General features: G+C 66.4%; 27 protein-coding genes, 1 tRNA gene and 1 pseudogene. 13 read left to right on the top strand and 16 right to left on the bottom strand.

The genetic code is table 11. The features are described from left to right. Positions 1–2,193: Ig-like domain-containing protein (locus ACTHJR_RS07105; protein ID WP_440522427.1), on the top strand; the 2,193-nt coding region annotated here is incomplete at its 5' end. A gap of 22 nt (positions 2,194–2,215) precedes the next feature. Continuing rightward, entirely contained in the window at positions 2,216–2,356 is a 141-nt protein-coding gene (locus ACTHJR_RS07100; protein ID WP_440522426.1) for a hypothetical protein, read from the top strand. Between the two features lie 33 nt (positions 2,357–2,389). Here ACTHJR_RS07100 and ACTHJR_RS07095 read toward each other — a convergent pair whose 3' ends face one another. Both ACTHJR_RS07095 and ACTHJR_RS07090 read right to left on the bottom strand, forming a co-directional pair. Next, positions 2,390–2,698, bottom strand: coding sequence for a LysR substrate-binding domain-containing protein (locus tag ACTHJR_RS07095; protein ID WP_440522425.1), 309 nt, complete (start codon positions 2,696–2,698; stop codon positions 2,390–2,392). Between the two features lie 97 nt (positions 2,699–2,795). Further along, positions 2,796–2,869 (bottom strand) — tRNA-Gln (locus ACTHJR_RS07090). Positions 2,870–3,088: 219 nt separating this feature from the next. On the opposite strand from ACTHJR_RS07090, the gene ACTHJR_RS07085 reads away from it, so the two are divergent. The 3 genes from ACTHJR_RS07085 (at position 3,089) to ACTHJR_RS07075 (ending at position 5,719) form a co-directional block, all read left to right on the top strand. Then, complete coding sequence (locus tag ACTHJR_RS07085; protein WP_440522424.1) at positions 3,089–4,141, top strand: Ppx/GppA phosphatase family protein; 1,053 nt, start codon at positions 3,089–3,091, stop codon at positions 4,139–4,141. Further along, positions 4,138–4,806 (top strand): RlmE family RNA methyltransferase, encoded by a 669-nt coding sequence (locus ACTHJR_RS07080; protein WP_440522423.1) that lies wholly within the window; start codon positions 4,138–4,140, stop codon positions 4,804–4,806. Before ACTHJR_RS07085 ends, ACTHJR_RS07080 begins: the two co-directional genes overlap by 4 nt. A gap of 268 nt (positions 4,807–5,074) precedes the next feature. Next, positions 5,075–5,719 carry a hypothetical protein gene (locus ACTHJR_RS07075; RefSeq protein ID WP_440522422.1) on the top strand — a complete coding sequence of 215 codons (645 nt, stop codon included), beginning with the start codon at positions 5,075–5,077 and terminating at the stop codon, positions 5,717–5,719. Positions 5,720–5,813: 94 nt separating this feature from the next. On the opposite strand, the gene ACTHJR_RS07070 is transcribed toward ACTHJR_RS07075, so the two are convergent. From ACTHJR_RS07070 to rpoZ, 5 genes are all read right to left on the bottom strand, one after another. After that, positions 5,814–7,133 carry an ATP-binding protein gene (locus ACTHJR_RS07070; RefSeq protein ID WP_440522421.1) on the bottom strand — a complete coding sequence of 440 codons (1,320 nt, stop codon included), beginning with the start codon at positions 7,131–7,133 and terminating at the stop codon, positions 5,814–5,816. Next, positions 7,126–7,803 (bottom strand): response regulator transcription factor, encoded by a 678-nt coding sequence (locus ACTHJR_RS07065; protein ID WP_440522420.1) that lies wholly within the window; start codon positions 7,801–7,803, stop codon positions 7,126–7,128. The genes ACTHJR_RS07070 and ACTHJR_RS07065 overlap by 8 nt, the downstream gene beginning before the upstream one ends. A 207-nt stretch (positions 7,804–8,010) precedes the next feature. Beyond that, positions 8,011–8,733: a phosphatase PAP2 family protein gene (locus tag ACTHJR_RS07060; protein WP_440522419.1), complete on the bottom strand. Its 723-nt coding sequence runs from the start codon at positions 8,731–8,733 to the stop codon at positions 8,011–8,013. After that, positions 8,733–11,066 (bottom strand): TonB-dependent receptor, encoded by a 2,334-nt coding sequence (locus ACTHJR_RS07055; RefSeq protein ID WP_440522418.1) that lies wholly within the window; start codon positions 11,064–11,066, stop codon positions 8,733–8,735. The genes ACTHJR_RS07060 and ACTHJR_RS07055 overlap by 1 nt, the downstream gene beginning before the upstream one ends. A 338-nt stretch (positions 11,067–11,404) precedes the next feature. Beyond that, positions 11,405–11,749 carry a DNA-directed RNA polymerase subunit omega gene (gene rpoZ, locus ACTHJR_RS07050; protein WP_440522417.1) on the bottom strand — a complete coding sequence of 115 codons (345 nt, stop codon included), beginning with the start codon at positions 11,747–11,749 and terminating at the stop codon, positions 11,405–11,407. 123 nt (positions 11,750–11,872) lie between these two features. Between rpoZ and ACTHJR_RS07045 the strand changes: the two are divergent. Both ACTHJR_RS07045 and ACTHJR_RS07040 read left to right on the top strand, forming a co-directional pair. After that, a pseudogene (locus ACTHJR_RS07045) lies at positions 11,873–13,036 on the top strand (phospholipase D-like domain-containing protein). Next, positions 13,033–13,449, top strand: coding sequence for a GFA family protein (locus tag ACTHJR_RS07040; RefSeq protein WP_440522416.1), 417 nt, complete (start codon positions 13,033–13,035; stop codon positions 13,447–13,449). The pseudogene ACTHJR_RS07045 and the gene ACTHJR_RS07040 overlap by 4 nt, the downstream one beginning before the upstream one ends. Before the next feature lie 43 nt (positions 13,450–13,492). On the opposite strand, the gene ACTHJR_RS07035 is transcribed toward ACTHJR_RS07040, so the two are convergent. Continuing rightward, positions 13,493–14,107, bottom strand: a complete 615-nt coding sequence (locus ACTHJR_RS07035; RefSeq protein WP_440522415.1) for a class I SAM-dependent methyltransferase — start codon at positions 14,105–14,107, stop codon at positions 13,493–13,495. Between the two features lie 132 nt (positions 14,108–14,239). Here ACTHJR_RS07035 and ACTHJR_RS07030 point away from each other — a divergent pair, with 132 nt between their 5' ends. Together ACTHJR_RS07030 and ACTHJR_RS07025 are read left to right on the top strand one after the other, a co-directional pair. Beyond that, entirely contained in the window at positions 14,240–14,563 is a 324-nt protein-coding gene (locus tag ACTHJR_RS07030; protein ID WP_440522414.1) for an antibiotic biosynthesis monooxygenase family protein, read from the top strand. Further along, a complete protein-coding gene (locus ACTHJR_RS07025) occupies positions 14,560–15,867 on the top strand; it encodes an MFS transporter (RefSeq protein WP_440522413.1) in 1,308 nt (435 codons plus the stop codon). The genes ACTHJR_RS07030 and ACTHJR_RS07025 overlap by 4 nt, the downstream gene beginning before the upstream one ends. Before the next feature lie 322 nt (positions 15,868–16,189). Here ACTHJR_RS07025 and ACTHJR_RS07020 read toward each other — a convergent pair whose 3' ends face one another. After that, positions 16,190–18,493 (bottom strand): CDC48 family AAA ATPase, encoded by a 2,304-nt coding sequence (locus tag ACTHJR_RS07020; RefSeq protein WP_440522412.1) that lies wholly within the window; start codon positions 18,491–18,493, stop codon positions 16,190–16,192. A 335-nt stretch (positions 18,494–18,828) separates the two neighbouring features. On the opposite strand from ACTHJR_RS07020, the gene ACTHJR_RS07015 reads away from it, so the two are divergent. Further along, the gene (locus tag ACTHJR_RS07015) at positions 18,829–19,710 is read left to right on the top strand and encodes a LysR substrate-binding domain-containing protein (protein WP_440522411.1); all 882 of its coding nucleotides are present in this window, start codon (positions 18,829–18,831) and stop codon (positions 19,708–19,710) included. Positions 19,711–19,923: 213 nt separating this feature from the next. Here the strand turns inward: ACTHJR_RS07015 and ACTHJR_RS07010 are convergent, their stop codons facing one another. Then, positions 19,924–20,379, bottom strand: coding sequence for a peptidylprolyl isomerase (locus ACTHJR_RS07010; RefSeq protein WP_440522410.1), 456 nt, complete (start codon positions 20,377–20,379; stop codon positions 19,924–19,926). A 127-nt stretch (positions 20,380–20,506) separates the two neighbouring features. On the opposite strand from ACTHJR_RS07010, the gene mgtE reads away from it, so the two are divergent. From mgtE to ACTHJR_RS06995, 3 genes are all read left to right on the top strand, one after another. After that, on the top strand, positions 20,507–21,922 hold the full coding sequence (gene mgtE, locus ACTHJR_RS07005; RefSeq protein WP_440522409.1) for a magnesium transporter: 1,416 nt from the start codon (positions 20,507–20,509) through the stop codon (positions 21,920–21,922). 37 nt (positions 21,923–21,959) lie between these two features. Further along, complete coding sequence (locus ACTHJR_RS07000; protein WP_440522408.1) at positions 21,960–22,364, top strand: DUF1489 family protein; 405 nt, start codon at positions 21,960–21,962, stop codon at positions 22,362–22,364. Between the two features lie 81 nt (positions 22,365–22,445). Continuing rightward, on the top strand, positions 22,446–22,877 hold the full coding sequence (locus ACTHJR_RS06995; protein WP_440522407.1) for a DUF4826 family protein: 432 nt from the start codon (positions 22,446–22,448) through the stop codon (positions 22,875–22,877). A gap of 64 nt (positions 22,878–22,941) precedes the next feature. Here the strand turns inward: ACTHJR_RS06995 and ACTHJR_RS06990 are convergent, their stop codons facing one another. From ACTHJR_RS06990 to ACTHJR_RS06965, 6 genes are all read right to left on the bottom strand, one after another. After that, positions 22,942–23,655, bottom strand: a complete 714-nt coding sequence (locus ACTHJR_RS06990; RefSeq protein ID WP_440522406.1) for a GIN domain-containing protein — start codon at positions 23,653–23,655, stop codon at positions 22,942–22,944. Positions 23,656–23,698: 43 nt separating this feature from the next. Next, positions 23,699–24,418 (bottom strand): head GIN domain-containing protein, encoded by a 720-nt coding sequence (locus tag ACTHJR_RS06985; RefSeq protein ID WP_440522405.1) that lies wholly within the window; start codon positions 24,416–24,418, stop codon positions 23,699–23,701. A 107-nt stretch (positions 24,419–24,525) separates the two neighbouring features. Then, positions 24,526–25,059, bottom strand: coding sequence for a CarD family transcriptional regulator (locus ACTHJR_RS06980; RefSeq protein ID WP_066820039.1), 534 nt, complete (start codon positions 25,057–25,059; stop codon positions 24,526–24,528). Positions 25,060–25,334: 275 nt separating this feature from the next. Next, positions 25,335–25,676 carry a ferredoxin FdxA gene (gene fdxA, locus ACTHJR_RS06975; protein WP_440522404.1) on the bottom strand — a complete coding sequence of 114 codons (342 nt, stop codon included), beginning with the start codon at positions 25,674–25,676 and terminating at the stop codon, positions 25,335–25,337. A gap of 86 nt (positions 25,677–25,762) precedes the next feature. Continuing rightward, positions 25,763–26,062 (bottom strand): RNA-binding S4 domain-containing protein, encoded by a 300-nt coding sequence (locus ACTHJR_RS06970; protein WP_440522403.1) that lies wholly within the window; start codon positions 26,060–26,062, stop codon positions 25,763–25,765. After that, positions 26,055–26,780, bottom strand: coding sequence for a hypothetical protein (locus ACTHJR_RS06965; RefSeq protein WP_440522402.1), 726 nt, complete (start codon positions 26,778–26,780; stop codon positions 26,055–26,057). Before ACTHJR_RS06965 ends, ACTHJR_RS06970 begins: the two co-directional genes overlap by 8 nt. Positions 26,781–26,942 lie beyond the last annotated feature (162 nt).

The following is a 26,942-nucleotide window of genomic DNA, read 5'->3' as shown; positions in this document are numbered from 1 at the left end:
ACCCCGAACAAGGCGGCCGCCGAGGCGCTACCCTTGGGTCAGGCGGCGAGCGACGTGTTCAGCTACACGATCGCCGACGCCCAGGGACAAACATCGACCAGCAGCGTCACCTTCAACATCACCGGCCAGAACGACGCGCCGACCGCTTCGATCGGCGGCGGCCTGAACGCGACCGAGCAGGTTGCGCTCGATCTGAAGGGCAAGATCGTTCTCGGCGACGTGGACGGCGGCGCCACCACGGAGACGGTGACGCTGACCACCGGCTACGGCAAGCTGCACCTCGATGCGGGTACCAGCGCCGTCGCCATCTCGGGCAACGACAGCGGCAGCGTAACGGTGACGGGCACGCTGGGTCAGCTCGGCGCGCTGTTCGGCAGCGACCCGACCAGCGTCGTGAACTATCTCGCGGATACCGATACGCCGCCGGCATCGGCGTCGCTCACCGTGACGATCAGCGATAGTCATGGCGCCGGCAACGCCACGACCGGCACGATCGCGATCACGGCGATCGACGATGCCGCGGTCGCGGTCGCCGATACCGGCGCGGTGGTGGCCAACAGCCAGATTGCCAACGCCACGCTGTTCGGCAATGACCATGATCCCGATGGTCCAGCGCTGCAGGTCGGCGCGGTCAACGGGGTGGCGGGAAATGTCGGAACGCAGATCGTGCTCGGTTCGGGCGCGTTGCTGACGGTCCGGGCGGACGGTACCTACGATTACGATCCCAACCATGCATTCGACACGCTGTCGGGCGCGACCGGCGCGAGCAATTCGACCGCGATCGACAGTTTCACCTACACGCTGGCGGGCGGCAATACGGCGACGGTCACGATCACGGTCCAGGGCAGTCCGAACTCGACCGTGCGTGCGCTGGGCACTGCGGGTGACGACACCATCACCGGCACCTCGCATACCGACGTCATCATGCTGAACGCCGGCGGGCACGATCATGCGGCGGGCGGCGACGGTAACGACGGCTTCTATTTCGGTGCGGCGTTCGACGCGCAGGATCAGGTCGACGGCGGCGCGGGCACGCTCGATCAGATCGGGCTGCAAGGCGATTATTCGGGTGGATTGACGCTCGGCCAGAACAGCATGACCGGAGTCGAGATGATGGTGCTGCTCCCGGGCAGCGATACTCGCTTCGGCGATACGGGCGCCAATCATTACAGCTACAACATCACGACGGTCGACGCCAACGTCGCAGCCGGGCAGCTCTTCTACGTCCAGGCTAACACGCTTCGAGCCGGGGAAAATCTGACCTTCGACGGCTCGGCCGAGACGGACGGTTCATTCAACATCACCGGCGGGCTGGGGGTCGACCACCTGATCGGCGGCCAGAAGGACGATTATTTCTATTTCGGCGACAACGGCCGATTCGGCGCCAGCGACACGGTCGACGGCCAGGGCGGGTCGAACCAGCTCAGGCTACAGGGCGATTACAGCGGCGCGGCGGCAGTCACCTTCGGCGCCGGGCAGATGGCCCATATCGACCTGATCCTGCTCGCCAGCGCCGCCGATACCCGGTTCGGCGCGGGCGGCGCCGGCTTCTACTCGTACGATCTGACGATGGATAACGCCAATGTCGCCGCGGGCGATACGATGACGATCCAGGCCAAGCGCCTGGTTGCCGGCGAGACGCTGACCTTCAACGGCTCGGCCGAAACCGACGGCCACTTCAAGGTCTATTCGGGCTCGGGCAACGACACGCTCAAGGGCGGCGCGCTCAGCGACCTGATCTGGGCCAATGCCGGCGACGATCACATCATCGGTGGCGGCGGTGCCGACCAGCTCTACGGTTGCGAGGGCAATGACACCTTCGTCTACACCAACGTGAGCGATTCGACCGCCGCGGCCACCGATGTGATCTTCGACTATGCCGCTGGCGACAAGATCGACCTGAGCGCCATCGGTCTATCGAATTTCATCGGCAGCGGCGCATTCGACGGCCACGCCGGCGAGGTGCGTGTCTCGCTGGTCGGCGGGGTCTGGCATGTAGATGGCGATACCGACGGCGACGGTAACGCCGACCTGTCGATCCTGGTCCATGCCGACAGCGGCTATGCCTGGAGCGCGAGCGATTTCACCCTGGCCGCAGGCGGCAGCGCCAGCCTGGTGCAGAACTACTCGCTGATCCACTTTCTCGACAATCCCATGACTCATCAGCCGACGCCGGACCTCGGCGCGCTGTGACACCATTCTGCAAGGAGCGATCATGAGCGACCAAGACGACAAGACCGACCTGCCCGACCGCAAGCCTTGGCGGACGCCGGCGGTCATCGAAGCGCTGGTCGCTGATTCGGAAGCGGGCGCCAATCCCAGCCATACCGAGGGAGCGTTCGCCTACGGGTCGTAGCGACGCCGCGACCGCCGTGCGAGACGCCGTGGATCATAGCGTGGCGCGTCGTTCGGCCAGCAGCGCGATCATGTCGGCGACCAGCCGGGCGATACGATCGACTCCCTCCCAGGCATAGAGCGAGACCGACATCGACGGTTCTTGGCCCAACGGCCCGTGGATGCGTACGTCGCGGTCCTGCGCGGTCGGAAGGGGCAGGAGCGATATTCCCATACCCGCCTCGACCGTGACCAGGACGCTCGACAGGCTACTGCCGGTAAATCCGATGTACCAGCGCCGCCTGTCGCGTTCGAAGCGCTCAAACATCTCGTCGCGATAGAGGCCGCCCGGCGGAAAGGTCACCAGCGGGATTGGGTCGGGCCAATCGCGCGGCGGACGCGCTTTCGCTGGGCCGCCCGGGTTGTCCGACGTCAAGCTTCCAAGATTTCATTTGATTTTCTGGATGCCCCGTGAGGATTCGAACCTCAATTGACGGAGTCAGAGTCCGTAGTCTTACCTTTAGACGACGGGGCAACAGGCGGTCGCCTCTATGCGGCGACGTTGGCGGGGTCAAGGGTCAAGCTGGAGTGGTGCCCGGGCATGTCCGTAGGCTGGCACCAAGGCGGTGCCGATCGCTCCGCTCCTACCGTCCCGGGCGGTCGCTTGTCGCCCCGCGCGAGTTCGGGTAGATTCGGCGCCAAGCAGCGGAGGGCTATGGGCCGGGCCGCAAGAGCATAAGAGACTTCGACGGCAATGGGGGACGTTCCCGCCAACATGCCGCACCGGCAGCGCGCCGCCCCCCGGGGCCAGCCCGTCGCCCGTCCGGCCCGCAGCCCAGCCAAAAGGTGGGGCGATGCGCCGCATTACGCCGCGCTGGATCTCGGCACCAACAATTGCCGCCTGCTGATCGCGCGACCGCAAGGCAATGGCTTCGCGGTGGTCGACGCCTTTTCGCGGATCGTCCGGCTGGGCGAGGGGCTGGCGTCGAGCGGGCGGCTGTCCGATGCCGCGATCGACCGCACTATCGCCGCGCTCAAGGTCTGCGCCGACAAGCTCAAGCGCAGGAACGTGCTGGTCGCGCGATCGGTCGCGACCGAGGCGTGCCGCCAGGCGGCCAACGGCGCCGAATTCATCGAGCGCGCCTATCGCGAGACCGGCATCCGGCTCGACATCATCTCGCCCGGCGAGGAAGCGCGGCTGGCGGTGCTCGGCTGCCACGCGCTGATGGAACCGGGCGACGGCCCCGCGCTGGTTTTCGATATCGGCGGCGGCTCGACCGAATTGGTGCTGATCGAGGCCGATGGCGAGCATCCGCGCGTGATCGACTGGCATTCGGCGCGCTGGGGCGTGGTGTCGCTGACCGAACATGCCGGCGGCGGGGACACGGCCGAGGCACGCGCGGCGGCCTATGACCGGATGCGCGCGCTGGCGACCGAGAGCTTCGCCGCCTTCGCCGCGCGGCTGCCATCGTCGCTCGCCGCGCCGCGCCTGCTCGGCACCAGCGGGACGGTGACGACGCTGGCCAGCGTGTTCCTCGAGCTCGACCATTACGACCGCGCCAAGGTCGACGGGCTGATCGTGCCGACCGAATCGATGCGCCGCATCTCGACCGAATTGTCGAGCCTGTCGGTCAGCGAGCGGTCGCGCTTTCCGTGCATCGGCAACGAGCGCGCCGACCTCGTGGTCGCCGGCTGCGCGATCCTCGAATCGATCCTCGACCTGTGGCCGGCCGAACGGCTCGGTGTCGCCGATCGCGGCATCCGCGAAGGCATCCTGCGCCGCCTGATGGGAGCCGCCCGGCCATGAGGGGCGGGAGCGGCGGCAGGACCCGCGTGCGCACCGCGCGCAACCGGACGGCGCAATCGACGCGCTGGCTCGAACGGCAATTGAACGATCCTTACGTCAAGCGCGCCAAGGCGGAAGGCTATCGCAGCCGCGCGGCGTACAAGTTGATCGAGCTCGACGAGAAGTTCGGGCTGCTCAAGGGCGCGACCCGCGTCGTCGACCTCGGCATCGCGCCGGGCGGCTGGAGCCAGGTGGTGCGGCGGCAGGTGCCCAAGGCGGCGATCGTCGGCATCGATCTGTTGCCGGTCGACCCGATCGACGGCGTCACCATCCTGCAGATGGATTTCATGGACGATGCCGCGCCCGCGCTGCTCATCGAGCAACTGGGCGGCGCGCCCGACCTCGTCCTTTCCGACATGGCGGCGAACACCGTCGGCCATCCGCAGACCGACGCGTTGCGGACGATGGCGCTGGTCGAGACCGCGCTGGCGTTCGCGATCGACGTGCTGAAGCCGGGCGGCACGTTCGTGTCGAAAGTGTTCGCAGGCGGTGCCGATTCGGCTTTGGTCGCTGAGATGAAGCGCAATTTCGCGACGGTGAAGCACGCCAAGCCGCCGTCGAGCCGCAAGGGCTCGGTCGAATGGTTCGTGGTGGCGCAGGGGTTCAAGGGCCGCGCAGCGGGATAGCAAAGCTATCCCGCGCTCAGCGCGGCTCCGGCCGGCGGGCCGAAGGCCCGACCCACGACGCGGCTTTGCCGCGGCGCAATAGCGGCTCTCTTCCCCGCTTCAGCGACCGCAGCGCATCCATCGCGCGCAGCACGTGTTGAGCGATCCGATCCGGCCATGACCCGCTGTCCCGCCGCCGAACGACGCGACACTTGACCGGCCGGGCGATTGCGGCAGGATTGCCCTACGGATTCGCCGAGGGGGCTTGGCGACCAGGCAGGGGGTTTTCATGTTCTTCATTTCATGGGGCTCACGCGGCGCGCTCGCCGAAGTCGGGCCCGGCGGGCTGCGGCATTGCACCGCGTGCGGCAAGGACAGCTGGTTCACCAAGATGCTCGCGTACCGGGTCCGCCACGTTTATTGGCTGTTCCGCTGGGTCACCGACCGCACGCCCTATATGATCTGCGGAAATTGCGGCGCAGCGCACGGCGCCGAAGAGGGCGATCACAATTCGCCGGAAGCGACCCAGGCAATTCCCAAGTTCGACCGGATGGGTTGGCTGTTCGGCCTGGGCGGTATCGGCGCGCTGATCGCCACCGGCTCGGTCGCCGCCGCCGCCGGCAGCGCGGCCAATCGCAGCGAGATCGCGGCGCCGCAAGTCGGCGACGTGTACGAGGTGGATCTCGCCCGGATCAGCAGCAAGCCCGAGGCACCCGTCATGTACAGCGCGATGCGGGTGGTGAAGGTCAGCGGCGCCGAAGTCGAGGTCGAACTGGCCAAGGGCTATTACAACGATTCGCGCGGCGTCGACCGCGACATGGCCGCCGGACGGACGTCGGACGAAGCCTATTACGCCACGGAGCATCTGGCCGTGCCCAGGAAAGCCCTGGCCAAGATGTACGAGGAAGGCGTGCTGACCGACGTTCGGCGCTGAGCCGGTCACGGGCGATCGAAGGGGGGCGGCGAAGGATCGCCGGCCCTTTTGCTTGCCCGTCAACGAGCGGCGGGCTTTTCTCCAGCCTGTCGCGTCACGACGCCTTCGGCAGCACGATCGTCACTCGCAGCCCCGGCTCCGCATCCTCTATCGCGACCTCGCCGCCGTGCGCCGCCGCTACCGCCGCGACCAGGCTGAGGCCGAGCCCGTTGCCTGGCGTCGTGCGGCTCGCCTCGCCGCGATAGAAGCGGCGCAGGATTGCGTCGCGCTCGGCATCGGGGACGCCTGGGCCATTATCGGCGACCGACAGCCGCACCCAGCGAGCGCCGACGTCGAGCGTGAGCCTGACCGTGGTGCCGACGGGCGTATGGACGCGGGCATTGTCGAGCAGATTGGCGATCGCCTGCGCGATCAGTTCGCGGTCGCCGAGCACGAGGATGCCGGGTTGCAATTGCCAGTCCAGCGTGCGGCCGCTGTCGGTCAGCGCGGGCAGGAAGCCGTCGCCGACATCCTCGACCAGCGCCGACAGGTCGATCCGCGTGAAGCCCTGCTCGAGCCCGCCGCCCTCGACCTCGGCGATGCGCAGGATCGAGCCGAACAATTTGATCAGCTCGTCGCCGAGTTCGATCGCGCGTTGCGCCGCGCCCTCGACCCGGCCGACCTGGTCGAGCTGGCCGCGTAGCCGGAGCAGCGGCGTGCGGAGGTCGTGCGCGACGTCGCTCGACACCTGGCGCAGGCTGTCCATCAGCCCGGCGATGCGATCGAGCATGGCGTTGAGCGCAAGCGCCGCGGAATCGAATTCGTCGCGATCGCGCCCCACCGGCATGCGCCGCCCGAAGTCGCCGGCGACGATCGCGTTGGCGGTCGTCTCGATCGCGCCCAGGCGGCGGCGCAGATACTGGCCGAGCAGCAGCGCCCCGATGATGCCGACCGCCAGCACGACCGCGAAGGCGCCGCCGAACAGCCACAGGATGGTGGCGTCGATCGCCTCGATCGCTTCGGAATCGGCGGCGACCACCAGCCGATCGCCACGCGCCAGGTCGACCGCCTCGGCGCGCGCGACGTCGGGGCCCTCGATCGGGTCGATGAAGGTGATCTCGCTGAACCCCAGCGGCGGCCGCGGCGTGTCGAGCGCGCCGGCGATGCGCTTGCCGGCGCGGTCGAACAAGGCGTAGCCGAAGGCGTCGGTGGCGCGACCGGTCTCGCGCTCGGCGATCTCGCGGATTAGCTCGGCGCCGTCGCCTTCGCCGGCGAGGTCGGCGACTTCCTCAGACAAGGCCTGGTCGCGCTGGTGGCGGAATTCGGCGTCGGCGGCGAAATAGACCGCGACGCCCAGCAACAGGATCGCCGCCGCGAATGCCGCGGCATAGGTAAAGGCGATGCGATACGCCGCGCTCGCACGAAAGCTAACCATCGGCGCGAATGCGATAGCCGGCGCCGCGCACCGTCTCGATCGGGTCCTCGGCAAACCCGTCGCGCAATTTGGAGCGCAGCCGGCTCAAATGGCTTTCGACGATGTTGGTCTGGGGGTCGAAATGGAATCCCCATACCTCCTCCAGGAACGTCGTCCGGGTGACGATGCGCCCGGCGTGGCGCATCAGCACTTCGAGCAGCGAGAATTCGCGCGGCTGCAAATGGATCGGCCGGCCGCCGCGCGACACCTCCCGCCGCAGGATGTCGATGGCGAGTCCGCCGATCGCCAGCCGCGTCACCACGTGGTCGATCGGCGGGCGCCGCATCAGGGCGTTGAGCCGGGCGACGAGTTCCGCCATCGCGAACGGCTTGACCAGATAGTCGTCGGCGCCGGCGTCGAGCCCATCGACGCGGTCGGCGATGCCGCCCTTGGCGGTCAGCACCATCACCGGCGTCCGCACCCCGGCCGCGCGCAATCGTCGCAACACGTCGAGTCCCTCGATCCGGGGGAGCATGCGATCGAGCACGATCACGTCGACCGTCGCGCTCGCGGCGCGATCGAGCGCTTCTTCGCCATTGTCCGCGCGCACGACGCCATGACCGAGCTCGCGCAGCGCATGCTCGATGAATGCGGCGGTCTCGGCATCGTCTTCGGCGAGGAGGATGCGCATCGTCGGTATCGGTCCTTGTCGCCGGGGTGTCGCTACCGGCCCCGACGATCGCATCGGTCGTCGCGCGCTTCCACCCCTATCCCAATGTTCGTTAACATCGCCGGGGCGCGCAGGTAGATTGAAAAATCCCAATGTGTGAGCGACGGCAGTCGTCGTGCCGATCGCCGGCGCACGACGCGAGATGGCGCGACCGGGCAGACCCCGTGGTCAGGCAGCCGCGATCAATCCGGCGGCGGCGAGTTCGCCGCGGGCCGCATCGAACGCGGCGTGGAAATCGGGCTTCGCCATCAACCGCTCTGCGATCAGCAGGCCGAGCGCCTCGCCCGCCGTGACGTCGCTGCGGAAATGCTGTTCGCAGACGATCCGGCTCTCGCCATAGCGCGCGGCACGGGCCAGGATCGGGCCCGCCTTGTCCGGCGCCAAGCGCGCGAGCACACCGGCCATCGAGAAGGCCATCGAGGTATGGCCGCTGGGATAGCTCGACAGCGGCTCGCTCTTCTTGGAACAGCTTGCCAGCGCGGGATCGACGATCCAGGGACGCGGGCGCCTGAACTCGTCCTTGCCGTGATCGACCACCTGCTTCTCGGTCGCGCGGACCATGTCGAACAGGCGCTTGGTCGCGGGCAATTTGTCGAGGTCGAACTTCGGCCCGAGCAGCGCGGCGAAGATCGCCGGGTTCTTGGTCCGACCATCGAATTCGGCCGCCGCGATGTCGGCTGCGCTGCGACGCCGTTCCATCGCGTGGAGCTCGGCGAGCTCGGCCACCGCCTGCGTGCTCCCCGGCGCCGGAGGCGGGGGGAGCACGGCTTGGGGATCGAGGTCGGCGGTCGACAGAAGCGACACGCCGCCGTCGCGCGCGGGCGCCCCCGCCGCGATCGAGCCGACCGTCAACGCGATGGCGAACAGGGGAAGAGGACGCGCGATCATCATCAGAACGAGAAGGTGAGGTCGCCGGTGATCGCTCGTGGCGGCTGGTAATAATATTGGTCGACATTGTGGGGGTCGGCCAGGCCGACATATTTGATGTCGGTGCCGTTCGACGTGATGTTGGTCACGCGTTGCGAGTTGAACAGATTGGAAACCTGGACGCCCAGCCGCAGCTTGCCGATCTCGTAGCTCGCGGCGAGGGTCGCCGAATTGTAGGCCGCGATTCGATAGGGCGCGTAGAGCGGATCGTTCGCACTGGCCGCGTCGTTGGCGTATTGCGGGCCGGTAAATTTGTCGATGACCGAAAAACGGACCGGGCCGCGCTTCACCACCACGCCGCCCGCCGCGGTCATATAGGGCGCGTTGGCGACCTGTAGCCGGGTGACCTTGTCGATCGCGCGATTGCGCGAGGCGTTGGCGAACAGGGCGACGCCATCGGTCAGCGCGTACGTGACCTGTCCTTCGATACCCTGATACAGTGCGCCGCCGGCATTGTAGAAGATCGTGCCGTAAACCGGGTCCTTCTTGCTCTGGAACTTGTTGGCGAAGTCGATCGAATAGACGTCGGCGTCGATCGAGAGCTTCTGGCCATGGTAGACGAAGCCCGCCTGATAATTGGTCGACTTTTCCGGCACCAGGTTGGACCGGGCGGGATTGTCGACATAGATCGCGCTGAGCGGGGGTGCCAGAAAGCCTTTGGCGAACTCGCCGTAGACGGAGAATTGCGGCGTCAGCTGCCAATTCGCCTGCAGGAACGGCAGATTGGCGGAATAGTCGCTGCTGACGTTCTGCGCGTACCGCGTCTTCTGGTTGTAGAGCGCGCGAATCGTGCGGCCATAGTCGACATGCTTGAACCCGGGGGTGATCGACAGCCCGGGCAGCGGGCGCAGCTCGAGTTCGACGAATTCGTTGTCGTTGCGGCCGTTGCTGTTCTGGTCGAACTTCACATAGGCGGGGGTAACGGCGCCGGTGGCCGGGTTGGTCACCTTCTTTTCGATATAATTGAATCCGCCTGTGGTCAGGTCGACGTCGGTCTGCTGGCGATAGGTATTGTTCCACTCGATCAGCACGCCGGCGGTCATCGTCGCGAACGACGCAAGCTGCAGCTTCACCTTCGCGATGTCGCCGAACACGCGATATTTATTGGTCTTCGTATAGCCGGGATTGTCGCCGAACACCTTGGTGCCGGCGGCGTTGGTCGTCGACACGACCGTACCGGGCGGCAACGTGACGTCGTTGGCCGACAAGGTCTCGTTGTCGTAATAATAGGTGTACATCCGATTCTCGAAGACGCTGTTCGGCGCCAGCTGCGCTTCGAGCTTCACGATCTCGAAGTCGGTCACCTTGTTGGTGTGGTTGTAGCCATAATATTGCGGCGTTTTAGGATCCTTGTTCAGGCTGAAATATCTGCCGAACAGCTGCTGCTGATAGAGCGTGGACCCGTCATTGTCGGGCTGGTTGAAGCGGTTGTTGTTGTAGGTGCCGATCAGGGTCAGCGTCACGTCGGGCGACAGTGGAATGACGGCTTTGCCGAAGATATTGTAATTGCGATATTTTTCCAGGCTTAGCGCACCATCGGTGTGGGCATATTGGCCGGTGAAGACGAACTTCGTGCCGCCGAGCGCATCGATCGTGCCGGTGTCGAGCAAGCCGCGCGCGAGATAGGTGTTGAAGCTGCCATAGGCTGCCTTGAGCTGGCCGCCGAAATCGTCGCGCGCGGCCCGGCTGAACAGGTTGATGTTGCCGCCGAAGGTCGCCTGGCCGAGCTGGCTGGCATTGCCGGGGCCGCGATCGACGATCAGCGTCTCGATCGTGTTCGACGGGAAGAAGGTGGTCGAATGATGCGTCGGGTCGTTGGTGTCTCCGAACGGCACGCCGTCATAGGTGATGTTGTATTCGCCGTCCTGGAAGCCGCGGATCTGCGCCTTGGATTCGGACAGGCCGATGCCGTTGTTGCCGCCGGTGTTGGAAACGCTGGGGGTGATCAGCGCGATCTGGTCGAAATCGGCGGTCGCGGGCAGCGAATCCTCGATCAGCGAGCGGCTGACGATCGCCTGGGGCTGGCGCGCTTCGAGCGATGCGGTGACCGGCGCGATCTCATTGGCCTTGGTCGCGGTGACGACGATGTCCGAGCCTTCGGCGATGTCGGTGATCGGCTCGCCCTTGCGCTGGCCGTCGTCGGCCGCCGGCGTGGTCGCGGTAATGGCCGCCGGTGCGTTGGGAGCGGTATCCGAGGCGGCTGGGGCCGCAATGGTATCGGCATGCGCCGCCGTGACAGTCGACGAGAGAGCGAGCGCGACCGCACTCGCCGAGCGCAGCATGGCAGAATTGATCATGAAATGGTTTCCCCGCACCCCAACGGCGCGAGGCTGCCGCTATGAACGGTCGGTGACAGTTCGTTTGCGGATGTGCGTCAAAACGAAGATTGGCAAAAATTAATATGCGTGGGCAGTCGTGCAGTTGAGACGACCGGCCGGCTGGGTGGCGGCGGTGTGCCGAGCGATGTAATTGCAGGAACGCGGACGCTGGAATAGACAAAGGCCCGCGGATCGCTCCGTGGGCCTTCTCTGTCTCTTCGGGCAAGCCGCCGCGGCGAAGCCGCGACGTCGGACGGGCCTTGCCCGCCAGCCGAGGCTTCGGCTGTTTCAGGGATTAACTGCGCTAATCCCTGGCCTCAGCCGTCGTAATCGCCGCCCAGATTCTGGTTGCGCGGCGGCGCGGCGGCGGTGAGGCGCAGCGCCTCCGCCGACTGCGACAGCGAGCCGATCGCGTCGGGCGTGTCGTCGTCGTCGACCTGGACCTTCTGCATGCCGCTGATCACCGCGTCCTGCAGATGGTCGGGATGCACTGTCTCCTCGGCGATCTCGCGCAGCGCGACGACCGGGTTTTTATCGCGATCGCGATCGATCGTGAGTTCGGCGCCGCCCGAGATCTGGCGGGCGCGCTGGGCCGCGAACAACACCAGATCGAAACGGTTGGAAACCTTGTCGACGCAATCCTCGACGGTGACGCGCGCCATGAAACGCTTTCCTTCAGCAAAACACCAAGATGGGAAGCGTGGGCGCTTAGGGCAATGGCGGCCGAAGAGTCAAGAAAATCGCACCGCTTGCCCCGCGCCGCGCACCGCTTCAATAGTGGGTCGATGGCCGGCGAACCCAGCTTCACGATCGAGGGCGACACGCTGCGGCTCATCACCGAGGGGCCCGAGCGGCTGGCCGCGTTGCTCGACCTGATCGCGGGTGCGCGCCAGTCGCTGCGCATCCTCTAGTATATCTATGTCGACGACGACGCCGGCGCCAAGGTGCGTCAGGCGCTGATCGAGGCCGCGCGACGCGGCGTGACGGTCAAATTGATCGTAGACGGGCTGGGCAGCGAGCACGCCGAGAATCATCGTTTCTTCGACCCGCTCAAGGACGCCGGCATCGACGTCTGCCGCTTCGTGCCGCGCTGGGGACGGCGCTACCTGCTCCGCAATCACCAGAAGCTGGCGCTCGCCGACGAGGAGCGGGTGATCATCGGCGGGTTCAACATCCAGGACAGCTATTTCGGCACCGCCGAGGACCAGGCGTGGCGCGACCTCGGCTTTTACATCGAGGGACCGTCGGCCAGCCATCTGACCGGCTATTTCGACGCGCTCGACCGTTGGGCGAAGCGCGAACAGGCGCCGCTCCGGGCATTGCGCGCCTTGCTGTCGAAATGGAGCGAGCCGGAAGGCAAGACGCGCTGGCTGTTCGGCGGCCCGACGCGGCGGCCGTCGCCCTGGGCCAAGTCGGTCCGCAACGATCTTGAACGCGCCGCCCGGGTCGACCTGATCAGCGCCTATTTCGCGCCCAGCCCGGGCATGTTGCGCCGCCTCGACCGCATCGGCCAGCGCGGCCGCGCGCGCGTCGTGCTGGCGTCGAAGAACGATCATGGCGCGGCGATCTGGGCGTCGCGCTTCACTTATGCCGGGCTGTTGCGCAAAGGCGTGGAAATCTACGAATATCTGCCGACCAAGCTCCATACCAAGCTCTTCCTGATCGACGACACGGTCTATATCGGCTCGGCCAATTACGACATCCGCAGCCTGTACCTGAACCTTGAACTGATGCTGCGTGTGGAGGACCGCGCGTTCGCCGATCACGTGCGCGGCTATATCGACGGCGAGATCGCCGAGTCGGAGCGGATCACGCCGGAACTCTATCGCGCGCGCACCGGCCTGTGGACGCGGACCAAGCAGGCGGTGGCGTTCTTCGTGATGACCGTGCTGGACTACAACGTCACGCGGAGCTTGAATTTCGGGCCGGAACGGCGGCTCCGCAAATGATCGGGCGAACTGCCCGCTGCCATTGCGGTGCGCTCGAGGTTGCGTGCCAGGGCGAGCCGCGCAAGGTGTCGTTGTGCCATTGCCGGCAATGCCAGCGCCGCACCGGCAGCGCGTTCAGTGTGGCAGCGTTCTTCATGCGCGAGCAGGTCTCGGTCCGTGGCCCGACCGCGAGTTTCGCGCGTCCCTCCGCCAGCGGCTTCGATGTCGATTTTCACTTCTGCCCGACCTGTGGATCGAACCTGTTATGGTATCCGGCGCGGCTGCCGGCATTGGTCGGGGTCGCGTTTGGCGGTTTTGCCGACCCCGATTTTCCCATGCCCGAACAGGCAGTGTGGGCGGAAGAGGGGCATGATTGGGTGGGATTGCCCGAAGAGGTGGCGCGCCACGCGCGCAACCCCAAACCCAAAGCCTAGACAGCGCGACGCATCGACCCCGGACAGGATGTCGGCTGGCGCGTCAGTCCTTCCATGCGAAGAAATTGTGCGACGGCGGGATGTTCCACCATTCGATCGAATAGTCGATCCGGTCCCAATGCGGCTCGAGGAAATCGCGAACCTTGGGGCGGAATTGATAGACCAGGAACGCGCCGCCGGTCTTGAGCACGCGGTGCGTCGCGGCGGCGATGGCGGGAGCGACGCCCTTGGGCAGCGTCGAGAACGGCAGGCCGGACAGGACGTAATCGGCCTGTTCGAAACCATGGTCGGCGACGATCTTCTCGACATCGGCGGCCGAGCCATGGACCGGGATGAACCGCGAGTCGGTGAACTTGATTCGCAGATAGTCGATGAAGTCGGGGTTGGTATCGATCGCGATATAGGTGCCGTCGGCCGGCAGGCGGTCGAGGATCGACTGGGTGAACGTGCCGACGCCGGGGCCGTATTCGACGAACAATTTGACGTTGGGCCAGTCGGGAACCTTGAGCATCGCGTTGATCTGCGCCTTGGACGAGGCGACGATCGAGCCCACCATCACGGGCCGCTTGAAGAATCCGGTCAGGAACATCGCCCAGGGCGAGGGGAGCTTGCGCGCGCGCGTCTCCGCATTGTCGAGGGCGAGGCGGGGCTGGGCCATGATGTTCCTTGTTGCTGTGCGCCAAATCCAGCGCGACCGAATTTTCCCTGTCGCAAAGCTGTAACGCGCGATCAAGCCTTTAGGTCACTCGGATGGGTTGCGCCAGGCGCCGTGCCGGTCCATCGACGCGACATGACGACGTTCGCACCCGGAACGATCGCGGTGATCTTCGTGTCCGAAGTCACCGGAGACGACGCCGAAGGCTATGCCGCCGCGGCCGCCGAGGCCGACGCGCTGGCCGCCGCGCAGCCGGGCTATCGCGGTATCGACAGCACGCGGGGCGCCGACGGGATCGGCATCACGGTGAGCTATTGGGCCGACGAGGAAGCGGCGGTCGCCTGGCGCCGCCACGCGCGACATGGCGAGATTCGCGAAGCGGGGCGCGGGCGCTGGTATCGCTGGTACTCGCTCCACGTCGCGGCGATCGGCCGCAGCTACGATTGGGAGAAGGAATGACGGCGAAGTTCGATCGCGACTTCGCCTTGTTGTTCACCGTGATGCTGACGATCGCGGCGGGGAACACCGCGCTGCAATCGGTGCTTCCCGCGATCGGCCGCTCGCTCCATGTCCGCGACAACGCGGTCGCCGCGGCCTTTTCGGTTTCGGCCCTGTTGTGGGTGATCGCCGCGCCGTTCTGGGCGAATCGCTCGGACCGGCGCGGGCGGCGGTCGATGATCCTGCTGGGCGTCGGCGGATTCGCGGTGTCGCTGACGTTGTGCGGCGTCTTTCTGGCCGCCGGCATCAACGGCTGGATCGGCGGTACCGCGGCGTTCATGCTCTTCATCCTGGGGCGGCTGATCTACGGCACGTTCGGCGCGGCGGCTCCGCCGGCGGTGCAGGCGATCGTCGCCGGGCGCACGACGCTCGACGAACGGACCAAGGCGCTGACCTTGCTCGGCTCGGCGTTCGGGCTGGGGACCATCCTGGGGCCGGCGATCGCTCCCTATCTGTTGCTCGGCCATGTCGGCAGCGTCGAGATCGGCCTGTCGGGCCCGGCGTTCCTGTTCGCCCTATTCGGCGCGGCCATGTTCGGCGCGGTGCTGCGCATGCTGCCCGACGACCGCACCGAAGCAGCGCTGGACGACCCCGCCGCGCATGGCGCCGCCAATGCCTATCCCTCGATCGGCGGGCAAGCATCGGGGGCGAGCATCACCGCCGCCACCGCGCCGCACACCGAGGAGGTGGGCTTTACCGATCCCCGCGTGCGGGCCTGGATGATCGCCGGGCTGGTGTTCGGCCATGCCCAGGCGATGACGGGCCAGGCCATCGGCTTCCTGGTGATCGACCGGCTGCACCTGCACCCCGCCGACGCGCTGCAGCCGACCGGCATCGTGTTGATGATGGGCGCCGGCGCCGCCTTGCTGGTGCAATGGGGACTGATCCCACTGTTCAACCTGACCCCGCGGACGATGATGCTCGTGGGATTGCTGGTCGCCGCTGCGGGTTGCGCGCTGACCGGGCTGGCGACCTCGCTCTACGGGCTGGCCACGGCCTATGCGCTGGCGAGCGTCGGCTTCGGCTTCACGCGCCCGGCCTTCACCGCGGGATCGTCGCTTGCTGTAGGATCGGCGGCACAGGGGTCGGTCGCGGGCAAGGTCACCTCGGTCAACGGCGCCAGCTTCGTGCTCGGCCCGTCGCTCGGGGTCGGATTGTACGAATTCCGGCACGCCTTGCCCTATCTCACGGCGGGGGCGGCATGCCTGGGGCTGATGGCCTATTGTTGGGTGGCGCTGAAGCCTTCCGCCCGCACTGCCGGTTAGCCGTCATCCCCGCGAAAGCGCGGACCGATCTCCCGACTTCGACCAGTACGGTGACGGATCGAACGCGGGCGGTATCTTCGCGCCTCCGCGCCTCCGCGTGAATCTTTTCAAGCTCGCACAAAGACACAAAGCCACGAAGAGTCGGCAGCCAACGCCGAGCGCGCCACATCTTTGTGGCTTCGTGGCTTTGTGCGAGATTTTTCACGCGGAGGCGCGGAGGCGCGGAGGCGTATCGCTCAGGCGCTACGTGGGGCGCGTCTGGGCGATGGGTCCCCGCTTTCGCGGGGATGACGGGGGGAGGCGGCGCCCGCCCCCCAACCGATCAGTCCGTTCCCTTCGGTCCGTGCGGCCGCAATTGTCCCGGCGCGATGAAGCCGAGCGGTTGCAGTGCCGCCGCGGTCTGCTTGATCGTCGCCGCGAGCTGTTCGTAATCGCGCTCCATTTCCGCCGTCACCGAGGCGCGTGAATCGACCAGGGCGTCCTCGAAATCGGCCATCGTCACCTGCTTGACGTCGATATTCTTGCGGAGCGCGATCAGCCCGGCGCGCCGCGTCAGATCCTCGAGATCGGCACCGGTATAGCGTTCGGTCCGTGCCGCCAGCAGGTCGAGATCGACATCGTCGGCCAGCGGCATCTTCTGCGTCTGGATCGCCAGGATGCGGCGACGGCCTTTCTCGTCGGGAACGCCGACGTAGATCAACTCGTCGAACCGGCCGGGGCGGAGCAGCGCGGGGTCGACCAGATTGGGCCGGTTGGTCGCGCCGATCACCACCACCGATTGCAATTCCTCGAGCCCATCCATCTCCGCCAGGATGGTGTTGACCACGCGCTCGGTCACCTGCGGCTCGCCCAGCCCGCCTCCGCGCGCCGGGACCAGGCTGTCGAGTTCGTCGATGAAGATCACCGTCGGCGCGACCTGGCGTGCGCGGGCGAACAGTTTGGCGATCTGCTGCTCGCTCTCGCCATACCATTTGCTGAGCAGGTCGGACGATTTGGTCGAGATGAAATTGGCCTCGGCCTCGCGCGCGACCGCCTTGGCGAGCAGGGTCTTGCCGGTACCCGGGGGACCATAAAGCATGAAGCCCTTGGCCGGGCGGATGCCGATGCGGCGGAACGCGTCGGGGTCCTTGAGTGGCAGTTCGACGCCTTCCTTGAGGCGCATCTGGGCGTCGTCGAGCCCGCCGACATCCTCCCAGCGGACGCGCGGCGCCTCGACCATGACTTCGCGCATCGCCGAGGGCTGGACGCGCTTGAGCGCGCCCAGAAAATCCTCGCGCGTCACCGCCAGCGTCTCGAGCACCTCCGCCGGGATGGTGCGGTCCTCGAGATTGAGCTTGGGCATGATCCGCCGCACCGCCTCGATCGCCGCCTCGCGCGCGAGCGCGGCGAGGTCGGCGCCGACGAAGCCGTAGGTCGTGCGCGCCAGTTCGTTGAGGTCGACGCGATCGCCCAACGGCATGCCGCGGGTATGGATTCCCAGGATCTCGCGGCGGCCGCGCTCGTCGGGCACGCCGACCACGATCTCGCGGTCGAAGCGGCCGGGGCGGCGCAGCGCCTCGTCGACCGCTTCGGGCCGGTTGGTCGCGGCGATCACCACCAGATTGGTGCGCGCTTCCAGCCCGTCCATCAGCGTCAGCAATTGCGCGACCAGGCGCTTCTCGGCCTCGCCCGAGACGTTGCCGCGCTTCGGCGCGATCGAATCGATCTCGTCGATGAACACGATCGACGGCGCGTTCTTAGTCGCTTCCTCGAAGATCTGGCGCAGCTTGCCTTCGGACTCGCCATAGGCCGAGCCCATGATCTCGGGGCCGTTGATCAGGAAGAATTGCGCATCGCTCTCATTGGCGACCGCCCGCGCCAGCCGCGTCTTGCCGGTGCCGGGCGGGCCATGGAGCAGCACACCCTTGGGCGGCTCGACGCCGAGGCGCTGGAACAATTCGGGATAGCGCAGCGGCAATTCGACCATCTCGCGCAATTGGTCGATCGTGTCGGCCATGCCGCCGATATCGTCATACGTGACATCGGCGCGGCGCGCGTCCTTGGCCTCCTCATATTCGGGGCGCAACTCGATTTCGGTATTCTCGTCGACCAGCACGACCCCCTTGGGCACGGTCGAGATCACCGCCAGCCGGATCTCCTGCAGCGCATAGGCCGGTGCGCGCATATATTGCGCGACGTGCGGGGGGATGCCCTCGGGGTCGATCCGCTGCTGGCCGGCGGTGGCGACGACATCGCCGGCGCACAGCGGCCGGCCGAAGAAGGTGCGCTTGAGCGCGTTGGTCGATCCTTCGAGCCGCAGATTCTGCTGCGCCGGCGCGAACACCACGCGCGTCGCCGGCTTGGCCTCGGCCTTGCGCACGTCGACATAATCGCCCGATCCGACCCCGGCGTTGGCGCGCTGCAAGCCGTCGATGCGGACCAGTTCGAGCCCTTCGTCCTCGGGATAGGGCGCGACCGCGCGCGCGGGCGTGGTGGTCTTGCCGACGATCTCGACGATGTCGCCTTCGCCGATTCCAAGCTGCGCCATCAGCGCCCGCGGGATGTGCGCGAGGCCGCGACCGCTATCCTCGGGTCGCGCGTTGGCGACCTGTAGCTTGCGCTGGGGGGCGTCGTCGCCGTCTGCCATGAAGTCACCTTGTTTCGCGAGCGGAAGAATCGAGAGCGCGTGAGATAGTGCCCCGGTTCCCGATACGCGAGGGGGCAGCTGTCAGGCGGCCCGAATCAGGGACAAAAAAAGGCCGGACCCAAGGGGCCCGGCCGGGAAAGTTTTTAGGAGAGGATGCCTGAAAGGCCCGCTCTATGTGCAGTGCAGCACGTTATTGTGCAAGTGCGAAATGAAACCGGTAACATGCATTTTTCGCAATCGTCTCTGGATTTTGGCGGAGAGAGAATGATACCGCTCCAAGCGTCGCTATGTGACGCAACGCACAACCGACCGTATATTTAGCAGAGAGGAACATCATGCGGCGCCTGCCCCCGCTGACCGCGATCGAGGCCTTTGTCCAGGTCGCCCGGACCGGGTCGGTCAAGGCTGCCGCGCAGGAACTGGCGCTGTCCGCCCCCGCGCTCAGCCGGCGAATCCAGGCGCTCGAACGCTTCATCGGCAAGCCGCTGTTCGAACGCCGGCATCAGGCGGTGGCGCTCAACAGCGACGGCGAGCGGCTGCTCCAGCAGATCGCGCCGGTGCTCGACCGGCTGACCGACGCGGTCGAATTCATGACCAGCGGCGTGGAAGTGCTGCGGCTACGGCTCGGCGTGTTGCCGCTGTTCGCGTCGCAGCGCATCTTCCCGCATCTCGCCGAGCTGCGTGCGAAACACCCGCAGATCCATCTCGATATCGATACCGCCGGGCACAATATGGCGCGGGTCGGCGACGGGCTCGACGCCGCGATCACGATCGCGCGCGATCCCGACCCCAGCCTTTATTCGAAGCGGCTCGACCGCAACAAAGTCTACGTGATCGGCGCGCGGACATTGATCGAGGGACCCAACCCGATCACCCGGCCCGAGCAGGTCGCCGGGCTGACCGCGCTGATCCATCGCGACATGCCCGACACGTTCAATGCCTGGCGCCACGCCGCCGGGCTCGACGAACTCGAACCGCTGGCGATCGACCATTTCGATTCGGGCGCACTGATGCTCGAGGCGGCGGCGCAGGGCCTCGGCATCGCTTTCATGCACGAAAGTCATTTCGACGAGGCGCACGACCCGCGGCTGGTCAAATTGTTCGATATCGAGGTGGCGAGCCCGTACAGTTACTGGTTCGTCTGCCGGCCGCGCGCGATGCAGCAGCGCCAGGTCAAATGGTTCCACGACTGGCTGGTCGAGGTGCTGGGAGCCTGACTGCCCGAGCTCGAGCGCACCGTCGCGGAATTAGGGGGAGCTTTGATCTCGCTGCTCTCCTCCCTGGAAGGGGGGCAAAGGGTGGGTGAGCACCGGCGAGGCTCGATACCTCGCCGGTGCTATTTTGCCGATACATTATAGCGTCTTTTTGGGCGCGCGGATGCGCGCACCCACCCCTGGCCCTCCCCGCAAGCAGGAAGGGGAGTTCTGGGATTACTCCGCGCGCGCCTTCAAAATCTTGCCCGGGTTCGCGGGCGGCTCGCCCTTGGGCAGCGCGTCGATATGGTCCATGCCCTCGGTGACTTCGCCCCACACGGTGTACTGGCCGTCGAGGAAGCGGGCGTCGTCGAAGCAGATGAAGAACTGGCTGTTGGCCGAATTGGGGTCCATCGTGCGCGCCATCGAGGCGGTGCCGCGGACGTGCGGCTCGCGCGAGAATTCGGCCGGAAGGTTGGGCTTGTCCGAGCCGTGCATGCCGGTCCCGGTGGGGTCGCCGCCCTGCGCCATGAAGCCGGGGATGACGCGGTGGAACACGACGCCGTCGTAGAAACCCTCATTGGCCAGCTCGGCGATACGATCGACATGCTGCGGCGCGAGGTCGGGGCGCAGCTTGATGACGACGTCGCCGCTGTCGAGGGTGAGCGTCAGCGTCTCGGGGGAATCGGCCATGATAATTGCTCCGTGAATCGGGGGATTTGCCGCTGCCCTAAACTGCTCCTTGGGTGCTGGCAAACCGGGACGAAAGGGGGTACGGGCCAGGATATGGATATGCCGGTGCCCGAAAAAAGGTCAGACGATGAGCGAGACCGATCTGGCGCCGTTGGAAGGCGCTACCGAGCTCGATAACGTCGCGGATCAGCTGGACGAGGACGACCGGCTGAAGCCCGAATTCGTGCGCGCGGTGCTCGACGCGGTCGAGGACGGCGACAGCGAACGCGCGCGGTCGCTGGTCGAGCCGCTCCATCCCGCCGACATCGCCGATTTGTTCGAGCTGACCCCGCACGAAGACCGCGGGCCGCTCGCCAAGGCGCTGACCGACCTGCTCGATGCCGACGTGTTCGCCGAGATGAACGACTGGGTCCGCGAGGACCTGATCGACAGTCTCGAGCCGCAGGAAGTCGCCGATATCGCGTCGGAACTCGATACCGACGACGCCGTCGCGATCATCGAGGACATGGATGTCGAGGATCAGCGCGAAGTCTTGCGCGCGCTCGACCCCGACGATCGCGCCGCGATCGAGGAAGCGCTCTCCTTCCCGGAGGAATCGGCCGGCCGTTTGATGCAGCGCGAGCTGATCGCGGTGCCCGAGCATTGGACCGTCGGCGACGCGATCGATTACCTGCGCGGCCATGAGGAACTGACCACCGATTTCTGGGAAATCTTCGTGGTCGATCCCGGGCACAAGCCGATCGGTACTTGCGCCTTGTCGTGGATTCTGCGCGCGCCGCGCAAGGTCGCGATCTCGGATGTCATGCAGCGCGAACAGACATTGATCCCGGTCGATATGGACCAGGAAGAGGTCGCGCTGCGCTTCCAGAAATACGCGCTGATCTCGGCCGCGGTGGTCGACGCGGCCGGGCGGCTGGTCGGCATGATCACCGTCGACGACATCGTCCACATCATCCAGCAGGAAGCCGGCGAGGACGTGCTCAAGCTGTCGGGCGCGGGTGACGGCGACATCAACGAGCCGCTGCCCTCGACCATTCGCACGCGGATGTGGTGGCTGCTGATCAATCTCGGCACGGCGATCATGGCCTCGGCGGTGGTCGCGGCGTTCCAGGATACCATCTCGCGCGTGGTGACGCTGGCGGTGTTGATGCCGATCGTCGCGGGGATGGGCGGCAACGCCGCGACCCAGACGATGGCGGTGACGGTCCGCGCGCTCGCCACCAACCAGCTGACCAGTTCGAACACCATGCGCATGATCGTGCGCGAATGGTGGATCGCCAGCGCCAACGGGCTTGGCCTCGGCGCGATGATGGCGATCGGCTGCCAGCTGATCTATCACGACTGGATGCTCAGCTTCGTGCTGTTCGCGGCGATGCTGATCAACAGCCTCAATGCCGGCCTGTCGGGCGTGTTGATCCCGATCGGGCTGGAAAAGGCGAAGATCGACCCTGCGGTGACCTCGACCGTGTTCGTGACGACGATGACAGATTGCATGGGATTCTTCTCGTTCCTCGGCCTCGCGACCTTGTTCGGCCTGCACTGAGCTTGTCCGGCGGCCAAGCCGGGCCATATGGAAAACCATGCCGCTCCATCTGACCAAGGTAGCGTTCGGCGTGCCGAGCCTGGAGGCGTTCGTCGCGCGCTGGGCCGCGCGCGAGAACGACCCGCCCTATGAACTCGGCACGCGCTATCTGCCCAAGCGCTGGGAAGAGATCGCCGGCCAGGGTTCGTTGTTTTGGATCCTCAAGCACCAGCTCGTCGCGCGCTCGCCGATCGTCGGCTTCGGCGACTTGCCGGGCGGACGCACCGCGATCCGCCTAGACCCCCGCCTCGTGCTGATCGAGGCGCGACCCAAGCGTGCGCATCAGGGCTGGCGCTATCTCGAAGGCGGCGACGCGCCGCGCGACTTGGGCGCGGGCGGGGAGGGTGTCACCGAATTGCCGCCCGACATGATCGGCAAGCTCGCGGAATTGGGGCTGCTCTGATCGGCGTCGCGGGAGGCGGATCCGTGCGATCCGTGGCAAGGTTGACATTGCGTATGCCGCGATCGCGTGCGAGCCTTGGAAATGATTGAAGAGCCGACCGAAGAAGATCGGGCTTGGTGCCGCGCGCAACGCGAAAACGTACTCGGCTATCTGTCGAACGAGGGATTTCGCGAGCCGACGGTCGGCGAACGGCCGGCATGGCATGTCGCGCCGATCATCTCGATTTGGGCGATCGAGAGCATGGAACGTCCCGGTTGGGTTGGCTGGTGGGCCGTTTCGGGCGACTTTCCGACCGACTATACGCCCTGTCGAGAAGAGCGCCATCCGCGCCAGGCGCTTCGGGATATCGGCCTGCGTTGGCGAGATGGGGCCGCCAAATGGGCCGAAGGGAAATCGGACGAACGATGGCAGCTGGGCGATCCCAGTCAGGAAAAGGAACTGGCGCCGTTGCTCGCGGCGCGGGCAGAATTGTTCCTCAAAATCGCCGCGGACGACGCCTATTGGGAGGAATGACCGGCAATCGGCCGCTTGTCGTCGAGGGCGCGCGGCCGCAGCCATAGGACATGCTCTGGCCCGATCAGGGTTGCCCGCCCCCACCGCATTGCACCGGGCCGGTCGCTTGCCCGCGGATCGTGCATCTCGGATTGCCGCCGATCGCGACCAGCCCCAATCCCCGGTTGGTGATATCGGCGGTGTAGCGCGCGCTTGCCCGCGTCTCGCCCGCGCCTTCCATCATGACCAGCACGTCGCCCGCGTCGAGCGGGGCCGCCGCGATCGAGCCGCCGCCATTGGTCGACAAGCGCGCTCGGGCGGTGCGCCCGGCGAGCGCGACATTGCCGTTGCCGATCACCGTGACGACGACATCATCGGCATCGATGCCGCCCACCTCGACCGCGCCCGCGCCGGTGACCTGGATGTCGAGCCGCGTCGTTCGAACCTTGCCCGCAAGCGTCAAGCGGCCGCCGCCCACGACATTCGCGCCCCTCACCGTCGGGGTGCGCAGCGTGACCGCCGGCGGAGCACCGCTGGCCGGGCCGCGCTCGCCCCAGCCCTGGCTGCCCTTGCGTACGATCAATGTGGCACCTTGGACCGAGACGTCGAGATCGTCGAGCATGCGATCGTCGCCGGTGGCGCTCGCCGCCGCGCCGCCCGGGCCGCCGACTTCCACCCTGACCTCGAACGGTCCGTCGACGCGGACGCGGTCGAAATTGGTGACGACATAGCTGCGGTCGGCGGCATGGGCCGGTGCGGCGAGCGCGATCAGCGCGAGGACGAGGGAGCGGCGGAGCATGGAAGCGAACATCGCACCGCCCCGCCGCATTGTTCAAGCAAGATCAGCTGCAGCTGACGTCGCCCGACCCCATCTTGGAGGTGGTGCATTTGGCGCCGCCGGTCAGCGTCACGTCGCCCGAGCCCATCACATTGACATTGGCCGGGCCGTTGACCGCGGCACTGACGCCGCCCGATCCCATCACGTTGACGCTGGCCTGGCCGAGCGACAGCTTGGGCGCCTCGATATCGCCCGAACCGGTGACCGAGAACGACCCGGTCCTGGCGGTGCCGGTGGTGCTGAGATTGCCCGAGCCGGTGACCGACAGCGCCACCGTCTGCACGCCCATCGATCCGACGTTGAGATTGCCCGAGCCGGTCAGGTCGGCCTGGAACTTGTCGCCGTCGATATGGTCGACGGTCATGTCGCCCGATCCGGTCGCGCTGGCGGCGGTCATGCGCGGCATGGTGATATAGACCTTGGCGCCACGATCGCCATTGCCGCCCCAGCTGAAGCCATGCTTCTTGCGGCGGACCATCAGCGTATCGCCTTCCTTGACGATCTCCAGCTTGTCGAGGATCTTGGGATCGCCCTCGGCGCGAACCGAGAAGCCCGATCCGACGCGGACGTCGACATCGTCGGGACCGGCAGCATCGACGCCGGTGAAGCCGTCGACCGCGAAGCTGCGGTTGCCGCCGGTGCCGCTGGGCGGCGTGCCTTCCGATCGGGCCGTGCCCGAACAGGCGGCGAGCGGAAGCAGCGCGAGCAGCAGGAAACGATTCATCTGATCCTCCATCGTGTGTTGTTTACGTAACACACCCATGATGGGAGCGCAACGAAAAAGGGCGGCCCCGAAGGACCGCCCTTTTACGTCAACGACTTGGCCGGAGATTAAGCCGGAACCTTGTCCTTGTTGTGGATCGCTGCGGCCTTGCGCAGGATGTCGAGGATCTTTTCGAGCGCGCCCTTCTCATCGGTCTCTTCCATCGCCGCGAGTTCGCGGGCGAGGCGCGACGCGGCGGCCTCGAAGATCTGGCGCTCGGAATAGCTCTGCTCGGGCTGGTCGTCGGCACGGAACAGGTCGCGGACCACTTCGGCGATCGACACGAGGTCGCCCGAATTGATCTTCGCTTCATATTCCTGCGCGCGGCGCGACCACATGGTGCGCTTGACCTTGGGCTTGCCCTTGAGCGTATCGAGCGCTTCGCGGAGCGTCTTGTCCGAGGACAGCTTGCGCATGCCGACGCTCTCGGCCTTGTTGGTCGGCACGCGGAGCGTCATGCGCTCCTTTTCGAACCGGAGCACGTAAAGCTCCAGCGTCATGCCGGCGATTTCCTGCTTCAGAAGTTCAACGACACGGCCGACGCCGTGCTTGGGGTAAACAACGTAATCACCGACGTCGAAGGACAGCGCCTTGGCAGCCATGTAACTTCAACCTTTCACTTGGAATATCGCCCGAATAAACGCACGACGCCCGGACATGGCGCCGGCAGGGGCTAGTTTGGATGCGTGTGTCTCCACACGAGAGACTCGGAAAGGGGCTCTCGTCCTGACCTATTTAACACACTCGTAATAAAATTACCACCCCGGCGTCGTTTCCATACGATGGCCCGACCGAGCGCGGGCCCTAAAATGGGTACGGCCCCGTCCCATTGCTGGGCGGGGCCGTATCCGTACCGATCAAATCGGCGTGTTCGACTTCAGTCGCCGGTGCCGGGCTCGGGCGAGAAATACTTGTCGTACTTGCCTTCTTCGCCCTTGTGCTCGTCGGCGTCGGCTGGCGTCTGGTCGTTCTTGCGCGTGACATTGGGCCATTGCGCGCTGAAGTTGTTGTTGAGCTCGAGCCACTTTTCGAGGCCGCTCTCGGTGTCGGGCAGGATGGCCTCGGCCGGGCATTCGGGCTCGCACACGCCGCAATCGATGCACTCGTTGGGATTGATGACGAGCATGTTCTCGCCTTCGTAGAAACAATCGACCGGACACACCTCGACGCAGTCCATATACTTGCAGCGGATGCAGGCGTCGGTCACGACGTAGGTCATTTCTGGCTCCCCAGGGGTACGATTTCGGCCGTGCTATGCTCGTGTTCCGTGCGCGTCAATCAATCTGGGCTTGATGCGAGACGTTCTTAAGTTTCAGCTCCATCTCCGGCCAGCAGGTCCTGATAGCAGTCCTGCGCTTCGCGCGGCGGGCCGCGGCGGATCGGCAGCGTTTCGATCCGGATGGTGCGGATATCGCCGCGATGGGTGACGAAGGTCAGGATATTGCCGACCCGCACCGGTGCCGCCGCGCGATCGATCGGGCGGCCGTCGATCCGCATATGCCCTTGTTCGGCGAGCGCCTGCGCGAACGGGCGCGTCTTCACGATCCGCGCGAACCACAGGAAGCGATCGAGCCGCATGGTCGCGCCGGCCGCATCCTCAGCCATCGAGCATTCCGGCGAGCGCGGCGAAGGCATTGTTGCTGGGCGGCGCCTTGGGTTTGGCGTTGGGAGTCAGGCCCTGCCACATCCAGCGCGGCTTGCCCTCGGCGTCGGGCTTCGCCGCGCGGAACCCGAGCTGCGCCATCAAGCGCGCCAGCGTCTCCGGCTGTAGCCCCATCGAGGTGGCGAGCGCGGGGTCGGGGGCGAACGGGGCGCGGCCCTGGCGCGTATCGTGCGCGGCACGCGCGATCCGCTCGACCAGGTCGACGCGCACCGCCTGCTGGCCCAGCGGGCGGAAGCCATGCGGCAGATCGGCGCCGGGCGCGTTGCGCGGCAGGACGGTCGCGCCTTCGCGCGGACCGTCGCCGAGCCGCATCAGCATCCGCCGCCAGCGCGCGGCGGCGGGCTTGAGCAAGGCCGGCGCGAACAGGTCGAGCGTGCCGATCGTCACGCCCATCTTGTGTAGCTTCTTGCGCGCGGACGGATCGAGCGCTTCGATCTGTGCGCCGATCGCGCGGCGTGGCAGCAGCCCGCCTGCATCGAGCAGGGCGCCGGCCACCGCGCGCAGTGGGGCGCCGGCGGCGGCGTCGCGCAGGCAGGTATCGAGCGCGCCGAAAAGCGGCAGGTGGCGCGCGAGTTGGTCGGCGATCCAGCGATCGAGGCGGGCTTGCACCGCCTTGCGGATTGCCGGGGCCAGGGCTTCGATGGCGCGATCGAGTATCAAGCGTGGTTGCGCGAGATTCGTGCCTGGAGTCAGATCGGCGACATGCGCGCCGCGCCAGAAGATCTCTGTCTTTAAGCTTCCCCGGCGAACGGCGGGGCCCACTCCCCGCGCACTTTGCGATGGCGCATCCCCCACGCCAATCCCTTCAGTGGCACCGGGCCC

The sequence above is a fragment of the Sphingomonas sp. genome (assembly GCF_051962185.1).
GTDB lineage: Bacteria > Pseudomonadota > Alphaproteobacteria > Sphingomonadales > Sphingomonadaceae > Sphingomonas.
The sequence above is the reverse complement of the archived record's forward strand: the minus strand, read 5'-3'. Positions and strand labels throughout refer to the sequence as shown.